The sequence below is a fragment of the Nocardia sp. CWNU-33 genome (assembly GCF_046764895.1).
Taxonomy (GTDB): Bacteria; Actinomycetota; Actinomycetes; order Mycobacteriales; family Mycobacteriaceae; genus Nocardia.
Window position 1 is genome coordinate 116879 of the sequence record NZ_JBKOQN010000011.1, and the last position, 15024, is coordinate 131902.

Genomic DNA, 15024 nt, shown 5'->3' on the forward strand with positions numbered 1-15024 from the left:
TCGACGGTAGCCCAGAACAGAGCCAGGCAGGCAGCGCAGGATCTGCGCGCCACCCACCTGGCACCGAACTGATAGGGCCTGAATACCGCGACAGCGGCGTACTAGCTGATCGGTCCGCGCGCGGCCTCGTAGGCCGCACCGACGCGGTACAAGCGGTCGTCGGCAAGTGCGGGGGCCATGATCTGGAGGCCGACCGGCATGCCGTCGTCCTTGCTCAGCCCGGACGGCACCGACATGGCCGGATGTCCCGCCAGGTTGGTGGGCAGGGTGCACAGGTCCGACAGGTACATGGCCAGCGGATCGTCGACCTTCTCGCCCAGCTTCCACGGGGTGAACGGGCTGGTCGGTGAGACGAGCACATCGACCTTCTCGTAGGCGTTGTCGAAGTCGCGCGCGATCAGGGTGCGAACCTTCAACGCCTGGCCGTAGTAGGCGTCGTAGTACCCGGCCGACAATGCGTAGGTGCCGATCATGATGCGGCGCTTGACTTCCGGACCGAATCCGGCGGCGCGCGTCGCGGCCATGACCTGCTCGGCGCTGTGCTGACCGTCGTCGCCGACGCGCAGGCCATACCGCATGGCATCGAATCGAGCCAGATTCGACGACACCTCACTCGGCATCACCAGGTAGTACGCGGACAATGCGTACTCGAAGTGCGGGCACGACACCTCGACCACTTCGGCGCCGAGCTCTTTGAGTACAGCGACCGCCGCGTCGAACGAGGCGAGCACACCCGGCTGGTAGCTGTCGGAGTGAAGTTCCTTCACCACACCGACTTTCAGCCCGCGCAGATCACCCTTCGCGCCCTCGCGCGCCGCGGCGACCACCGGTGGCACGGCGACCTTGCGCGAAGTGGAGTCGCGCGGGTCGTATCCGGCGATCACCTCGTGCAGCAGCGCGGTGTCGAGCACGGTGCGCCCACAGGGGCCGCCCTGGTCCAGCGACGAGGCGCACGCGACGAGGCCGTACCTGGACACCGTGCCGTAGGTCGGCTTGGTGCCGACGGTCGCCGTCACCGCGGCGGGCTGACGGATCGATCCGCCGGTGTCGGTGCCGATGGCCAGCGGCGCCTGATTCGAGGCGAGCGCGGCCGCCGAACCACCGCCGGAGCCGCCGGGAATCCGGCTGGTGTCCCACGGATTACGGGTCGGGCCGTACGCGGAGTTCTCGGTGGAGGAGCCCATCGCGAACTCGTCCATGTTGGTCTTGCCGAGAATCGGGATACCCGCATCGCGCAGCCGGGTGGTCAGTGTCGCGTCGTACGGCGAGACCCAGCCCTCGAGGATCTTCGATCCACAGGTGGTCGGCATGTCCGTGGTGGTGAACACGTCCTTGAGCGCCAACGGAACTCCGGCCAGCGGCGAGGCGGGCGCGGCACCCGCGGCCAGCGCGGAGTCCACCGCGGCCGCGGCGCTGAGCGCCTGCTCCCCCGAGACGTGCAGGAACGCGTTGATCTCGCCGTCGGCCGCCGCGATCCGATCCAGGTACGCCTGGGTGACCTCCACCGAGGACACCTCGCCACCGTGGATCTTGCCTGCCAGCTCGGCCGCAGACAGCGTGGTCAGCTCACTCATTCGGCCTCTCCCAAAATCTGCGGCACCAGGAACCGCTGCTCTTCGACCGCGGGGGCGCCCGACAGCGCCTGCTCCGGAGTCAGGCACGGCACGACCGCATCGAGGCGGGTCACGTTCGTCGCCGGATTGGGCGAGGAGGTGGCAGGGACATCGGCGGCGGCGACCTCGGAGATGGTCCGCACGTGGCTCAAGATCGAATCCAACTGACCGGCGAACTGATCCAGTTCGGACTCGGACAGGGCGAGCCTGGACAGCCGGGCGAGGTGTGCGACCTCGTCGCGGGAGATGGCGGGCACCGCGGAACCCCTTTCGGCATTGTTGAGCGTGCTTAATAGGCCACGCATAGCCTAGCGACTCGACGACGACCCGCTTCCACAGGAGCCGGACGCACGACGACACACCTCGCGTACTAGCGTGACACGCCGCATTCGCACGAAATCGCCGAGTGGTATCGATCACCCGACGGGCTTCGAGTCGATAACCGGCACTCCGGGGTGTAAGTATTGCGTGACCCGGGTATCCGTTCACCACGCTCGGCTGCCAAGGAAAGGAAAGCACGTGTCATACCTGCTCCGCGTGCAACTTCCAGATCGACCGGGAAGCCTCGGTGCGCTCGCGCTCGCACTGGGCTCCGTCGGCGCCGACATACAGTCACTGGATGTCGTGGAGCGTGGGGCAGGCTTCGCGATCGACGACCTCGTCGTCGAGGTGCCGCAGGGCGCGTTGCCCGACACGTTGATCACCGCCGCCGAATCGATCCCCGATGTGCGCGTGGATTCCATTCGCCCGTACTCCGGTGTGCTCGACACTCATCGCGAACTCGAACTGATCGACCAGGTCGCCACCGCCCGTGACGACCGCCTGCAGGTGCTCGTCGACGGCGTGCCCCGGGTGCTGCGCGTCGGCTGGAGCACCGTCATCGACATGGGTCCGCAGGGCGCCTACCGCGTTGTCGGCAGCCCGAGCGCCCCCGAGACCCAGGCCGGTTCGGCGCCGTGGATGCCGCTGGAGAAGCCCGCCGTCCTGGATCCGGAGGCCGAGTGGGTCCCGCAGATCTGGACCGACATGGACACCAAGCTGGCCGCCGCACCGCTCGGCAACACCGGGAAGGTACTGCTGCTCGGGCGACCGGGCGGCCCCGACTTCCGCCCGTCCGAGGTCGCGCGGCTCGGATACCTGGCCGGCATCGTCGCGACCGTATTGGGTTAGGTCAGCTGCAGGCGCAGCACGGTCAGTTGCTCGCCCGCGGGAGTACGCCAATCCCGTTCCGGCACAGGTACGAATCCGAAACGGTCATAGATTCGGCGAGCATCGACCATGGCGGGCATCGTGGTGAGCACCACCGCGCCGAACGATTCCGCAGTCGCCATCTCGAGCACGGTGCGCACCAACGTCGTTCCCGCGCCGAGGCCGCGCGCCGTCTTCGAGACCGCGAGCATGCGGAACTCGAGTTCCCCCGGTCGAGCGATCTCCGCATACGGTGTGCCGGGCCGAGCCACGGTCAGCGACCCGACAACACGGTCGCCGTGCGCGGCAACCAGCACCTGCGCCGATGCTGCCCGATGCGTGATGTCGGCAAGCTCCGCAGCATAGGGGCTGCCGGGCACTACGTACCCTTCGCTGACGTACACCTCGACGGTCAGCTCGCCGATGGCGTCGTACTCGTCCGGCCGGGCGGTCCGAACCACGACCTTGTCCTTAACATCCCTGCCGGCAGCGTTCATACCGGCATCCTCCCATTCGCCGCCGAGCGTGCTGCGTCACAGCCGAGCGACAGTGCCGCAGCTCACAACCGACGTTCGCGGCCCATGCGGCGGTCAGCTGCCGAGGTCGGGCCGGGCGCTCGGGCCGGCGAGCTGGAAGCGCTCCGGTTTGCCCGGCGGGTAGACGACCGTGAGGTAGTCGCCGATGGACGGCCACTCGTTCGTGTCCCAGACGAAACGGCCGTACACCACCGTGCCGGGGACCGTAGGACCCGTCAGATTGCCGGTAATGGTCACGAACTGCTCGCCGGTGGCATCGGGGCGTGGGCTCACCCCGGTGAGGTACAGCGCACCCGTTTCGGCCTCTGTGGGCTGAATCCCCCGGCGTCCACGCAGGTAGATCACCAACCAGCCGACCAGTGCGGTGACCATGATCAGCAGCATCCCGAACTCCAGCATGTCAACCATGCTATTGGCCCTGGCGCCGCAACCGATCACGCCACGGTGAGCACGGTCTGTCCCCACCATCCTGCGATTGTCCCCGCGTGCGGTCGACGATCGTGCCGCCGATCGGGCAGCGTGATCGACGACCGCACCCGTGCCGCGGCTACCGAGCCACGAGCTCGCTGGTGCTGTTTTCGGTGCGACGCACCTGCCAGACGGCGGTGCGCGTTCGTTGCGAACGACCGTTGCCCCGGTCGATCAGCGCACGGTTGTTGGTGGTGAAGATCAATTGCGCACCACGGGAATTGGTTTCCGGATTCTGGAAGAGCTGGATCAGACGGTCGGTCTCCTCGGCGGGGAGGTCGGCGCCGATGTCGTCGACGGCAAGCACTCGGCCGGAATCGAGTGCGTCCAACATGGCAGGCAGCAAGCGCAGCAGCGACAGCGTGGCGGTGGATTCGTCGGTGATGTCGAAGGCGTTGTCGATGCCGGCATGCACCAGGCTCAGGCCGACGCCGCGACGGGCCACCATCCTGGTGTAGAGGGCATCGCGCGCTGACTTCAGATTGCTCAGTTCACGGTCGAGCATGACCTCGGTGATCCCGTTCTCCCGCAACAGATTGTCGGCGTGACCAGGAGAGGAAGCGCACAGCTCGAGCTGTTTGGCGGTCCCAGCGATATCGCCGTCCAGATCCCGGAGGTAATCGGCGTACAGCGAGTCGTTCTCCGCGATCAGCAGATCCGTGATGCCGAGCTCGGCGGTGCGCAGCAGCATCAGCAATCGCACCGCATTGTCACCGGACGCCGAGACATGGCTGCCGAGTCGGTGGGCGACCGCCGTGGCCGCCGCCGGGCCTTGTTGCACCTCGAGCATCGAGGAGAACCAGCGATAGGCGGGGACAAGCGCTTCGGCGTACATCTGACCGGCGAGGCTGAGCAACAAGGCATTCGGACGCACCAACGGGATCAGCGCGGCGATGCCGTAACGCGCGGCCTCGAACATCGGCCCGATCTTGATCTGTTCTCCATTGCGTTCGAACACGATTCGCTTGCGCGAGCGCGGATGCGCATGCAACCACTCCGCCGTGACATCGGCATTGTCCAATTCGAAGCCATAGGTGTACGGGACGCCCTCGGCAACGAAACCCGCCACGAATTCCGAAGGCCGATCGGGGAAGCCGAGATGCGGCGACCGCACCGGCCCCGCATACGGATCCCACCCCGTCACCGAATTCAGCACCGCGTCCCGCATTTGCCCCAGCGCATCGATCAGACTCGTCTTCCCCGCGGCGCTCGCGCCGTGCACCCCGGTCACCGGCACCGCCACCGGCCCGCTCCCCCGGCTCAACCGCAACTCCTGCCGATCCGCCAACGATCTGTGGTTGGTCACCTGAAAACTCCGCAGCATCCCGCCATCCTGTCCTCTCCCCCGCCGCGCCGCGACACCGCCACCTCCGACCGCGCCGCACTTACCCGGAAACCCGACCGCGGGCGCTGCACTCCAGCATCCGAAATCGCGCCATCGGCAGCCCACACCAGCGGAAACGGTCGATAGCGGCGACCCTGCACGATGCGCACGGATACCGCTCATCGACACCGGATTTCTTGCTTTCTTCGCAGGTACGCGACCCATTCGTGGTGCGGGGGGTGCGCCGGGCGCGTTAGCATGCTGGCGCCACGGTTGCTTCGTGGTGCTTATTGCACCAACTGTTTTGATTGGATGGATAACGATGGAATTGACCGTTCGTCGTCTTGTGGTCCGAAGCTCCATCGTCGCCGCCCTCGGCTTGGGGTCGATCGTCGTCGCTGCTCCTCAGGCCGTCGCCGAGGCGCCGTGCCCGGACGGCACAGCGCGACTCTTCTTTGCTAACGAGACGAATACCTGTCAGGGTGGTGGCACGGTCAGTTTCAACGGATCGCCCGCCATCTCCAAGGTGTGCTCGGTGGGGCGGGTCAACGTGCTCGTCGACGCGACCATCAAGACAGGCAAGACCAAGACCGCCACGCGGCACCTCGATCTGAGCAACGGTCAGTGCGGGCGAATCGAAATCGCCGGTCAGCTGAACGCCACGGTGACCATCAACCCGTCCTAACTCCGAGCACCACCCGCGCCGAAAAGCAGGGCGCTGTCGCCGAACTCGTGCCAGAGGTACGCGGTGTCCAGGGCCGTCGCATAGGCCTCGTGCACGGCCGGTTCGCCTGCCACCGCGACGAGCAGATCCAAGTGCGACGCGCCGGGGGCGTGCCAGCCGGTGATGAGGCCGTCGACCGTGCGGGCCGGGTGATCGGGACCGAGGACGAGTTCGGTCCACCCGCGGGCGGGGTGGACCTGCCCGGTGTGGTCCGCGGTGGTTTCCAGGGCTCGCGTCACCGTGGTACCCACGGCGATGATGCGGCCTCCCGCCGCTTTGGCGTCGTTGACTCTGCGCGCGGTCGCGGCGGAGACGGCGAAGCGTTCGGGGCTGGGTGGTTCTCCCGCTTCCGGTGAGGACACCCCGGTGTGCAGTGTGATCGGCGCGATCGCGACTCCGGAGCTCACCAGGTCGAGCACCAGTCGCCGGGTGAACGGCCGTGCCGCGCTCGGCATTTCCGCGCTGCCGGGGATGCGCCCGAAGACCGTCGTGTAATACGACGACGACCAGCGTTGTGGCACATACGAATAGGTGATCGGGTAACCGTGGCGCTGCAGCAGCCGCTGCGGGTCGCCGGCGAGCTCGGCAATCCACAGTCGGCGCGCGCCGGGTAACCATGGCTCGCGCAGGGTGGCCACCGCGCCTTCCGGTAACCGGATCTCGGTGCCTGCGTCCAGCTCTTCCTCGGGTATCGGCGTGCGATCCACGGTGCGCACTTCCACCACCCACCGCCCGGTGCAACCACCGAAAGTGTCTGCGGCAGCGGTATTCGCGGCGTCGGTCACCTGCGCGTCCGGTTCGCCCTGCGCATGCAGCCAGGTGGAGAAGTGCAGGGTGACCGGTCTGTCCTCGATCGTGCCGTCCACGGCCGCAGCCACAGTGGCCGAATTATTCACCACTACAAGGTCGCCCGGCATCAGGTGCTGTGGCAGTTCTCGAAATCTGGTGTGGGTGAGCCGATCCGCAGAGACCAGCATCCTGACCTCGTCGCGCGCCAGACCGCGCGCCTCCGGCGGTGCGATGGCATTGCGCTCCGGCGGCAGGATGCGCGCCCAGTCGGCGAGAACCGACGTCATCCGGCCACCCCCGTAGCGAAATCGGCTGCCGTATAGCGCCCGTTCTTCGGACGTTCCTCGATCAGCCGCAGCAGCGCGGGGACGACGGTCTCGGGCGCGGGACGATCGGAGATATCGTCACCGGGAAACGCGGCCTGATGCATTTCGGTGCGCATATCGCCGGGATCGAAGGCATAAATCGACACCTCGGGATGCTCGGCGGCCAGGATGGCGGTCAACTGATCGAGCGCCGCCTTCGACGAACCGTAACCGCCCCAGTCCGGGTACGGCTCGACGCCGGCATCCGAGCTGATGTCGATCGCGACACCGGCGGAGCCGAGCAGCGGCAGCGCGAACTGCAGAACCGCCAGCGGGGCAATGACATTAGTGCGATACACCCGCTCGAGTTCATCGAGCGGATAGTCCGCCAGGCGCGGCATCGGGCTCGGACCGAGCCTGCTCGCGTTGTTCACAACGAGGTCGAGGTATCCGATCCGTCGCGCGATATCGGCCAACTCGGCGCGATGCGCCGGATCGGTGATATCGCCGGCCACCGCGAGCACGGCGTCACCGAGTTCGGCACGCACGCGTTCGAGTCGGTCGGCGCGGCGGGCGGTGCCGATCACCCGCCAGCCGCGTCCGACCAGTGAACGCGTCAGTGCGAGACCGAATCCTGCGGAAGCGCCCGTGATGAGAGCGGTAGGGCGGTGAACCATGGTGCACTCCTGATAGTTGCCTACCACTCGATCCTCATACCTGAACCACAGTTGAGGTCAAGAAGTGTTCACCGTCGGCACACCAACGCCCCCGAACCGACCACGATCGCGACTGCGACCGTGGCAACGACGGACTGCGACCGCGACGCGACCGACCCGCCCTATTCCTCCGCTACGGCGTCCTCGGTGGCGGTTTCCTGCGCGTCCGCACCCGGCGTGACCGCTTCCGGTCCCGCTTCGAGCAACCGCCGGAAGCCGTCCTCGTCGAGGATCGGCACACCGAGTTCCTCAGCTTTCGCGGCCTTCGAGCCGGGGGCCTCCCCGATGACCACGAACGCGGTTTTCTTGGAGACCGAGCCGGATGCCTTGCCGCCGCGCACCAGGATGGCTTCCTTGGCGCCGTCTCGCGAAAACCCTTGCAGCGAACCGGTCACCACGATCGACAAACCCTCGAGCGTGCGCTCGACGGACTCGTCGCGTTCGTCCGCCATCCGCACGCCTGCGGCCCGCCACTTGTCGACGATCGCGCGGTGCCAGTCGACGGTGAACCATTCCGCCGCCGCCGCGGCGATGGTCGGGCCTACGCCGTCGGCCGCGCCGAGTTCCTCCGCCGATGCGTCCTGAATCCGGTCGAGGCTGCCGAATTCGCGCGCGAGCACCCGCGCCGCCGTCGGGCCGACATGCCGGATGGACAACCCGACGAGCACCCGCCACAGGGGTCGATCCTTGGCGGCCCGCAGGTTCTCCAGCAGCCGTTTGCCGTTCGCAGACAGGCCACCGTTCTTATTGGCGAACAGCGTCGTGGTGAGCAAACGCTCCTCGGTGAGGTCGAACAGATCGCCCTCGTCGGTGATCGCACCCGACTTCAGCAGATCGCCTGCGGCCTCGTACCCGAGCGACTCGATGTCGAAAGCGCCGCGGCCCGCGACATGGAAAACGCGCTCCCGCAACTGGGCCGGACAGAACTGCTGGTTCGGGCAACGGATATCGGCGTCGCCTTCTTTCTGCGGTGCCAGCTCGGTGCCGCACTCCGGGCAGTTCGACGGCATCACGAACTCGCGCTCGGTGCCGGTCCGCGCGTCCACCACCGGGCCGAGCACCTCGGGAATCACATCACCTGCCTTGCGGATGGTGACCGTGTCGCCGATGAGCACACCCTTGCGCTTGACCTCCGAGGCATTGTGCAACGTTGCCATCGCGACCGTTGACCCCGCGATGAAGACGGGCTCCATCACCGCGAACGGGGTGACGCGGCCGGTGCGGCCGACGTTCACCTCGATGTTCAGCAGCTTGGTCGTCGCCTCTTCGGGCGGGTATTTGTAGGCGATCGCCCAGCGTGGCGCCCGCGAGGTCGAGCCGAGGCGGCGTTGCAGCGCCATCTCGTCGACCTTGATCACCTGACCATCGATCTCGTGCTCGATATCGTGGCGGTGCTCGCCCCAGTAGGCGACGCGCTCGATCACCGCGTCGATGCCCTGCACCCGCCTGGTGTGCTCGGACACCGGCAGCCCCCAGGCCGCCAGCGCACGATACGCATCATGCTGCGAGGCGGGGGTGTATCCCTCGATGCGCCCGAAGCCGTGGCAGATCATGCGCAGCCTGCGCCGCGCGGTCACCGCGGGATCCTTCTGCCGCAGCGAGCCCGCCGCGGTATTGCGCGGGTTCGCGTACGGGGGTTTGCCTTCGGCGACGATGGCGGCATTGAGCGTCTCGAAGTCCGTCAGCCGGAAGTACACCTCGCCGCGCACCTCGAGCAGGTCGGGAATCGGAAACTCGTCGCTCGGCGTCAGCTCGCCGGGGATGTCCTCGATAGTGCGGGCGTTGAGTGTGACGTCCTCACCGGTGCGGCCGTCGCCGCGGGTCGCACCGCGCACGAGGCGCCCCTTCTCGTAGACGAGGTTCAGCGCGACACCGTCGATCTTCACCTCGCACAAGTAGTGCAGGTTCGACCCGGTTTCGGCCTCCACCCGGCTCGCCCAGGTGCGCAGCTCGTCGAAGTCGAACACATTGTCCAGCGACAGCATCCGCTCGAGGTGATCGACGGCGGTGAAATCCGTCGCGAACCCGCCGCCGACCAGCTGGGTCGGCGAATCGGGCGTGCGCAGGTCGGGATGCTGCTCCTCCAGAGCCTGCAGCTCCCGCAACAAGGTGTCGAACTCACCGTCGGTAATGATCGGCGCATCGCGCACGTAGTAGCGGAACTGGTGCTCACGAACTTCGTCCGCAAGCCGCTGCCACTCCACCCGCTGCTCTGCCGTCGCCGGGACCGCCGCACTGTCGCTGTCACTCACCCAACGCACATTAGCCGAGCCCACCGACATCTCGATCGCACGTTCCCGCACGTCGCCGCCCCCGATGACCCGATTCCGATCGGGCGGCACGGTGGCGGCCGACGGTCAGTCGAAGGTCAGCGATTCCGGTTCTTCGGCGTAGGCGCGCGCGACTTCCGCGGACACACGCAGTGCGGTACGCGCCCATTCCAGCGGAGCCCCCGCCAATCCGCACGCGGGGCCGATCACCATCCGCTCGGCGAGCGTCTTGCGCGGGAAGCCGAGGCGATCGACGAGCCGGACGCCGGGTTCGGCGAAGTCACGCCAGGTCGCCGGCATGGCCGGGGGTGCCGTCGGCACCAGACCGAGAACCAATTGTTTTCCGGTGTCGAGGATTTCGCCGATATGGTCGAGGTCGCGGGTGCCGATGGCGGCCATGTCGAAGCCGATCGCCGCGGCGGCGCTGCCACGCAGGAAAGCCAGCGCGGGCGCTTCGGCGCAGCTGTGTACCAACACCGGCGCGGATTGTGCGGTGATCACGGCATCCAGTACCGCAAGAGCCTCCGGTTCGGGCAGCGCCCGCACGGTATTCAGAATGCTCGGGCCGCGCAGCGAGCCTTGCAGCACCACGGTCAGCGACGGTTCATCCAGTTGCAGAACCACTTCCGCGCCGAGCCGCTTGCGCACCTCGGCCACATGCTGAGCAAGACCCTCTGCCAACGATTCCGAAACATCGCGCACCGCACCGAAATCGGTGAGGATACGGTGCCCACCGGGCAATTCCACCTGCGCGGCGAGGGTCAGCGGGCCGGTGGCCTGCACCTTGACAATGCGACCGGTGCCCGCCGAACCCGATGTCTCCCAGGCCTCTTCGAGCGCATCGAGATCCGCTCGCAGCAGGTCCCGTGCGCGCCGGGACGTCGCACCGGGTCGCGGGGCCAGCCGGTAACCCCGCGTCGTGGTGTCGAATCGCATATCGACGAGCAGGGCGGAAACCCGGCCGAGCATGTCCGCCCCGATGCCGCGCCCGGGCAACTCCACCAGATGCGCCAGATCCGGCAGCTCACCGAGGATTGTGGTCGCCGCCTCGCGTGGATCGGTGCCCGGCCACGAGCCGACGGCCGTCGCAATGCCGCCGGGGATACCCACCAGTTCTTTCGCGTCGACTTCGCCGGCTACCTTGGCGATCTCGCTCACCGTGCCACCTCTGTACGAGGCTCGCGCCTCATCGTGGGTTGCACCCCGGCGCACGCCGGAGTGCCGAAAAGGATGCGTCTGCATGTCGCCTGGTGCCGCGCACCGGCGACGGTCACTGCGTCGCGCTCGCGCCACTCACCGCGTCGGACTCGTCGGCCGCATCGCGCACCGTGCCCGAAATAGTCCCACTGCCGATCACCTGATCGCCGCGGACATCCGGGCGGTACAACACGACCGCCTGGCCACGGGCCACGCCGGTCAGCGGCTCGCGCAGGCGCACCGTCAGTCCGGTACCGACCGCTTCGGCGAACGCAGGGGCCATGCCACCATGGGCACGCACCTGCACGACGCACTCGATCGGCCCGTCCGGCGCTGCGCCGGAGGTCCAGATCGCGCGATCGGCCTGCACGCCCCAGACCTCCAGGTCTTCGGCAGAGCCGACGTGGACGGTGCCCGAGTCGGGATCGATGTCGGTGACATAGCGCGGCTTACCGTCCGCGGCGGGACCCGGCAGGCCGAGGCCCTTGCGCTGGCCGATCGTGAACCCGTGCACGCCTTCGTGACTCGCGAGCACCTGGCCGTCGTTGTCGACGACCGCACCGGGCCGGATGCCGATCTTGGCACCGAGGAACGCGCGGGTGTCACCGGAGGGGATGAAGCAGATGTCGTGGCTGTCGGGCTTGTCGGCCACCGCGAGACCGCGCTCAGCGGCTTCCGCTCGGATCTGCGGCTTCGGGGTGTCACCCACCGGGAACATGGCCCGCGAAAGCTGTTGTGCCGTCAGCACGGCAAGCACATAGGACTGATCCTTGTCGGCGTCGACCGCGCGCCGCAGCACCCCGTCCTCCAGCCGTGCATAGTGCCCGGTGGCCACGGCGTCGAAGCCGAGCGCAACCGCGCGGTCGGCGAGCGCGGAGAACTTGATCTTCTCGTTGCAGCGCAGGCACGGGTTCGGTGTCTCGCCCGCCGCGTAGGCCGCGACGAAATCGTCGATCACGTCTTCCTTGAAGCGGTCGGCGAAATCCCAGACGTAGAACGGAATTCCGAGCACGTCGGCGGCGCGCCGTGCGTCACCGGCGTCCTCCTTCGAGCAGCAACCGCGCGAACCGGTGCGCAGCGTGCCGGGTGTCGCCGACAACGCAAGATGCACGCCGACCACCTCGTGACCAGCGTCGACGGCACGTGCCGCCGCCACCGCCGAGTCCACACCACCACTCATCGCGGCGAGTACTCGCATATCAGACACCTCCCTTCGCACCGGCCAGACCCGCGGCCCTGGCCCGTTCAACCACCTGGGGCAACACCCTCGTCAACGCGTCGACATCGGCGCGGGTCGAGGTGTGCCCCAACGAAAATCGCAAAGAACCACGGGCCTGCCACGGCTCGACGCCCATGGCGATCAGCACATGGCTCGGCGAGGCAACGCCCGCATTGCAGGCCGACCCGGTCGAGCATTCGATGCCGGCCGCGTCCAGCAGCATCAGCAACGAATCGCCTTCGCAGCCGGGGAAGGTGAAGTGCACATTGCCTGGCAGTCGCTGCTCGCCTGCGGGGCCGTTGAGCACCGCATCGGGCACCATGTCGCGGATCCGCTCGATCAGCTCGTCACGCAGTCCGGTCAATTCGATGGTGCGCGTCGGTAACTCGGCCACCGTCTGGCGTAGCGCGGTGGCGAGCCCGACCGCCGCCGCCGTATCCGAGGTGCCCGAACGCAGATCGCGTTCGTGCCCGCCGCCGTGCAGCAGCGGCACACACGGCACCTTCCTGCCCAGCAACAACACCCCGACGCCGTGCGGCCCGCCGACCTTGTGCCCGGCGAAACTCGCCGCCGAGAGGCCGCTCGCGCCGAAGTCGATCGGCAGCTGAGCGGCGGCCTGGATGGCATCGCTGTGCATCGGAACACCGAATTCCTGTGCGACAGTAGTCAACTCGCGGATCGGCTGAATTGTCCCGACCTCGTTGTTGGCCCACATGAGGGTCACAAGCGCGACCTCGTCGACATGTTCGGCCAGCGCGGCCCGCAGCGTACGCGGCGAGACGACTCCGTCGCCGTCCACCGGCAGCCAGGTCACCTGTGCGCCCTCGTGCTGCTCGAGCCACTCGACGGTGTCGATGACCGCGTGATGCTCGGTCGAGCCCGCGATGATCCGCGTCCGCCGCGGATCGGCATCGCGCCGGGCCCAATAGATGCCCTTGATCGCCAGATTGTCGCTCTCGGTGCCGCCCGAAGTGAAGATCACTTCAGAGGGCCTGGCGCCCAGATGCGCGGCGATGGACTCCCGCGCCTCCTCCAGCAACCGCCGCGCCGCCCGCCCCGAACCGTGCAGCGACGACGCATTGCCCGTCAGCCCGAGAGCAGCCGTCATCGCCTCGATGGCGGCAGGCAGCATCGGTGTGGTCGCCGCATGATCGAGGTAGACCGTCTTGGGCGCACCGTTGAGCTGACCCGAAAAACCCGACTTCATGACCGATAAAGCCTATCCCAGCCTTGACCTGCACATCTTGGGGGTGTCCCCCGATGTGTCCACGTTTCACCTACGATCCGCAACCCGCCGGCCGCCTTCCGGTATTCCCGGAGCCCGCCAGCGCTTCTTCACGATCCCCCTGATTCCGACGACGCCCTCGGTTCCACCCGAGGTGTGAGTGTTTCCAACCCGCGGGAGGAAGATCGCCCGCGCACCCTACGAGCAGAGTTGGTGGTGTTCACACGCGGGCAGCCTTCAGGGAAGAGGGCGACCCGGAAGCGCTCACTAAAGGAAGCATCATGAACACGACCAAAATTCGCGTAGCCGCGGCAGCGGTGGCGCTCGCACCGATAATCGCACTCGGTACCAGCGTTGCGACCGCAGCACCGGCCGAATCTCCGCTGCCTGTCCAGGTGGCACCCTCGGAGCCAGTCCCCGTACAGGTCGAACCTGCCGTCTTGTGGTGGAACCCCTTCCTGTGGTGGGTCTGCTTCGTCCCACCGGTCTTCCCGTTCTTTACGGGCGTCTGCCTGGTGTGACCCGTTCGACAGCACCACAACAATGCAGACAACGCCGCGCGTCACACACCCGATAGTGTGGTGACCGTCATAGTGTCGTCGCTACGACGCAACTCCAACCAGACTCCATGCCAATGAATGCCTGACGACGGGGCCTGACGCCCCGGTGGCGATAGACCCCGTCCAGGAAATGTGCAGACGTTATTCGCGCCGCACAGGATAGTCGCGGCCCGGACGATTGGATTGGACATGTTCATGAAACTCGCGAGGGCCGCCGTTGCATTTGCAGCGGGCGCAATGCTGGTCGGAGCACAAACAGGCACCGCGCATGCGGCAGGTCCGTCGATGCTGGGCGGCGGCTCCGGCCTGGTCGTCGGCGACCAGGGCATCTGCACACTCACCACGATCGGGCACGATGCCGCAGGTCGGCTGGTCGGGCTCACCGCAGCACACTGCGGTGAGGCGGGTACCGAGGTCGCCGCCGAGGCCAACCGTGACGCAGGCACAGTCGGCACCTTCGCCTACACCTACACCGCGATGGACTACGCCGTCATCGAGTTCGATCCCGGCAAGGTCGTGCCCGTGAACCGCGTGGGCAACACCACGATCACCGGGTTGGGCGGTCCGGCGCAGTTCCCGGATATCGCCTGCAAGCAGGGCTACACCACGGGCCAGACCTGCGGACTGGCCTACGGAGATGTGTTCGGGTCCAACACCTGGACCTGGACGCAGATATGTGTCCTTCCCGGTGACTCCGGCGGGCCGGTGACGGTCGGAACAACGCTCGTCGGCATGGTCAACGGATATCTGACCGTGCCGTGCCTCGGACCGCAGCTCGGCGGGAACATGGCCGCCATCATCGACGACGTCAACGCGCGCGGCGGCGTCGGCGCAGGTTTCCACCCGATCTAGCTGCGCACCGTATCGACCGAGAGGAGTTGCTGCTCGGC

Annotated in this window: 15 protein-coding genes; 4 read left to right on the forward strand and 11 right to left on the reverse strand. The window is 67.3% G+C overall.

Annotated features, from left to right (window positions below):
- Positions 1 to 101: 101 nt before the first annotated feature.
- Both gatA and gatC read right to left on the reverse strand, forming a co-directional pair.
- Positions 102 to 1574, reverse strand: a complete 1473-nt coding sequence (gene gatA, locus ACLMAL_RS17425; RefSeq protein WP_412000015.1) for an Asp-tRNA(Asn)/Glu-tRNA(Gln) amidotransferase subunit GatA — start codon at positions 1572 to 1574, stop codon at positions 102 to 104.
- Positions 1571 to 1870, reverse strand: coding sequence for an Asp-tRNA(Asn)/Glu-tRNA(Gln) amidotransferase subunit GatC (gene gatC / locus ACLMAL_RS17430; protein ID WP_406231828.1), 300 nt, complete (start codon positions 1868 to 1870; stop codon positions 1571 to 1573). Before gatC ends, gatA begins: the two co-directional genes overlap by 4 nt.
- Before the next feature lie 262 nt (positions 1871 to 2132).
- Between gatC and ACLMAL_RS17435 the strand changes: the two genes are divergently transcribed.
- Entirely contained in the window at positions 2133 to 2783 is a 651-nt protein-coding gene (locus ACLMAL_RS17435) for an amino acid-binding protein (protein ID WP_328404378.1), read from the forward strand.
- Here ACLMAL_RS17435 and ACLMAL_RS17440 read toward each other — a convergent pair.
- The 3 genes from ACLMAL_RS17440 to ACLMAL_RS17450 all read right to left on the reverse strand — a co-directional run bounded on the left by ACLMAL_RS17440 (position 2780) and on the right by ACLMAL_RS17450 (position 5129).
- Entirely contained in the window at positions 2780 to 3298 is a 519-nt protein-coding gene (locus ACLMAL_RS17440; protein ID WP_412000016.1) for a GNAT family N-acetyltransferase, read from the reverse strand. The two genes, ACLMAL_RS17435 and ACLMAL_RS17440, sit on opposite strands and share 4 nt — an antisense overlap.
- A 93-nt stretch (positions 3299 to 3391) precedes the next feature.
- Positions 3392 to 3736 carry a hypothetical protein gene (locus tag ACLMAL_RS17445; RefSeq protein ID WP_412000017.1) on the reverse strand — a complete coding sequence of 115 codons (345 nt, stop codon included), beginning with the start codon at positions 3734 to 3736 and terminating at the stop codon, positions 3392 to 3394.
- A gap of 148 nt (positions 3737 to 3884) precedes the next feature.
- The gene (locus ACLMAL_RS17450; RefSeq protein WP_412000018.1) at positions 3885 to 5129 is read right to left on the reverse strand and encodes an AAA family ATPase; all 1245 of its coding nucleotides are present in this window, start codon (positions 5127 to 5129) and stop codon (positions 3885 to 3887) included.
- Positions 5130 to 5409: 280 nt separating this feature from the next.
- On the opposite strand from ACLMAL_RS17450, the gene ACLMAL_RS17455 reads away from it, so the two are divergent.
- Positions 5410 to 5814 carry a hypothetical protein gene (locus ACLMAL_RS17455; protein WP_412000019.1) on the forward strand — a complete coding sequence of 135 codons (405 nt, stop codon included), beginning with the start codon at positions 5410 to 5412 and terminating at the stop codon, positions 5812 to 5814.
- Here ACLMAL_RS17455 and ACLMAL_RS17460 read toward each other — a convergent pair.
- The 6 genes from ACLMAL_RS17460 to ACLMAL_RS17485 all read right to left on the reverse strand — a co-directional run bounded on the left by ACLMAL_RS17460 (position 5811) and on the right by ACLMAL_RS17485 (position 13556).
- The gene (locus tag ACLMAL_RS17460) at positions 5811 to 6929 is read right to left on the reverse strand and encodes an S-adenosylmethionine:tRNA ribosyltransferase-isomerase (protein WP_412000020.1); all 1119 of its coding nucleotides are present in this window, start codon (positions 6927 to 6929) and stop codon (positions 5811 to 5813) included. The two genes, ACLMAL_RS17455 and ACLMAL_RS17460, sit on opposite strands and share 4 nt — an antisense overlap.
- A complete protein-coding gene (locus ACLMAL_RS17465; protein WP_412000021.1) occupies positions 6926 to 7624 on the reverse strand; it encodes an SDR family NAD(P)-dependent oxidoreductase in 699 nt (232 codons plus the stop codon). Before ACLMAL_RS17465 ends, ACLMAL_RS17460 begins: the two co-directional genes overlap by 4 nt.
- 161 nt (positions 7625 to 7785) lie before the next feature.
- A complete protein-coding gene (ligA, locus tag ACLMAL_RS17470) occupies positions 7786 to 9915 on the reverse strand; it encodes an NAD-dependent DNA ligase LigA (RefSeq protein WP_412000022.1) in 2130 nt (709 codons plus the stop codon).
- A 105-nt stretch (positions 9916 to 10020) separates the two neighbouring features.
- On the reverse strand, positions 10021 to 11082 hold the full coding sequence (locus tag ACLMAL_RS17475) for a methionine synthase (RefSeq protein WP_412000151.1): 1062 nt from the start codon (positions 11080 to 11082) through the stop codon (positions 10021 to 10023).
- Positions 11083 to 11203: 121 nt separating this feature from the next.
- Entirely contained in the window at positions 11204 to 12328 is a 1125-nt protein-coding gene (gene mnmA, locus ACLMAL_RS17480) for a tRNA 2-thiouridine(34) synthase MnmA (RefSeq protein ID WP_412000023.1), read from the reverse strand.
- Position 12329: 1 nt separating this feature from the next.
- On the reverse strand, positions 12330 to 13556 hold the full coding sequence (locus ACLMAL_RS17485; RefSeq protein ID WP_412000024.1) for a cysteine desulfurase family protein: 1227 nt from the start codon (positions 13554 to 13556) through the stop codon (positions 12330 to 12332).
- Between the two features lie 299 nt (positions 13557 to 13855).
- On the opposite strand from ACLMAL_RS17485, the gene ACLMAL_RS17490 reads away from it, so the two are divergent.
- Positions 13856 to 14095 (forward strand): hypothetical protein, encoded by a 240-nt coding sequence (locus tag ACLMAL_RS17490; protein WP_412000025.1) that lies wholly within the window; start codon positions 13856 to 13858, stop codon positions 14093 to 14095.
- 228 nt (positions 14096 to 14323) lie between these two features.
- On the forward strand, positions 14324 to 14986 hold the full coding sequence (locus tag ACLMAL_RS17495) for a serine protease (RefSeq protein ID WP_412000026.1): 663 nt from the start codon (positions 14324 to 14326) through the stop codon (positions 14984 to 14986).
- Positions 14987 to 15024 lie beyond the last annotated feature (38 nt).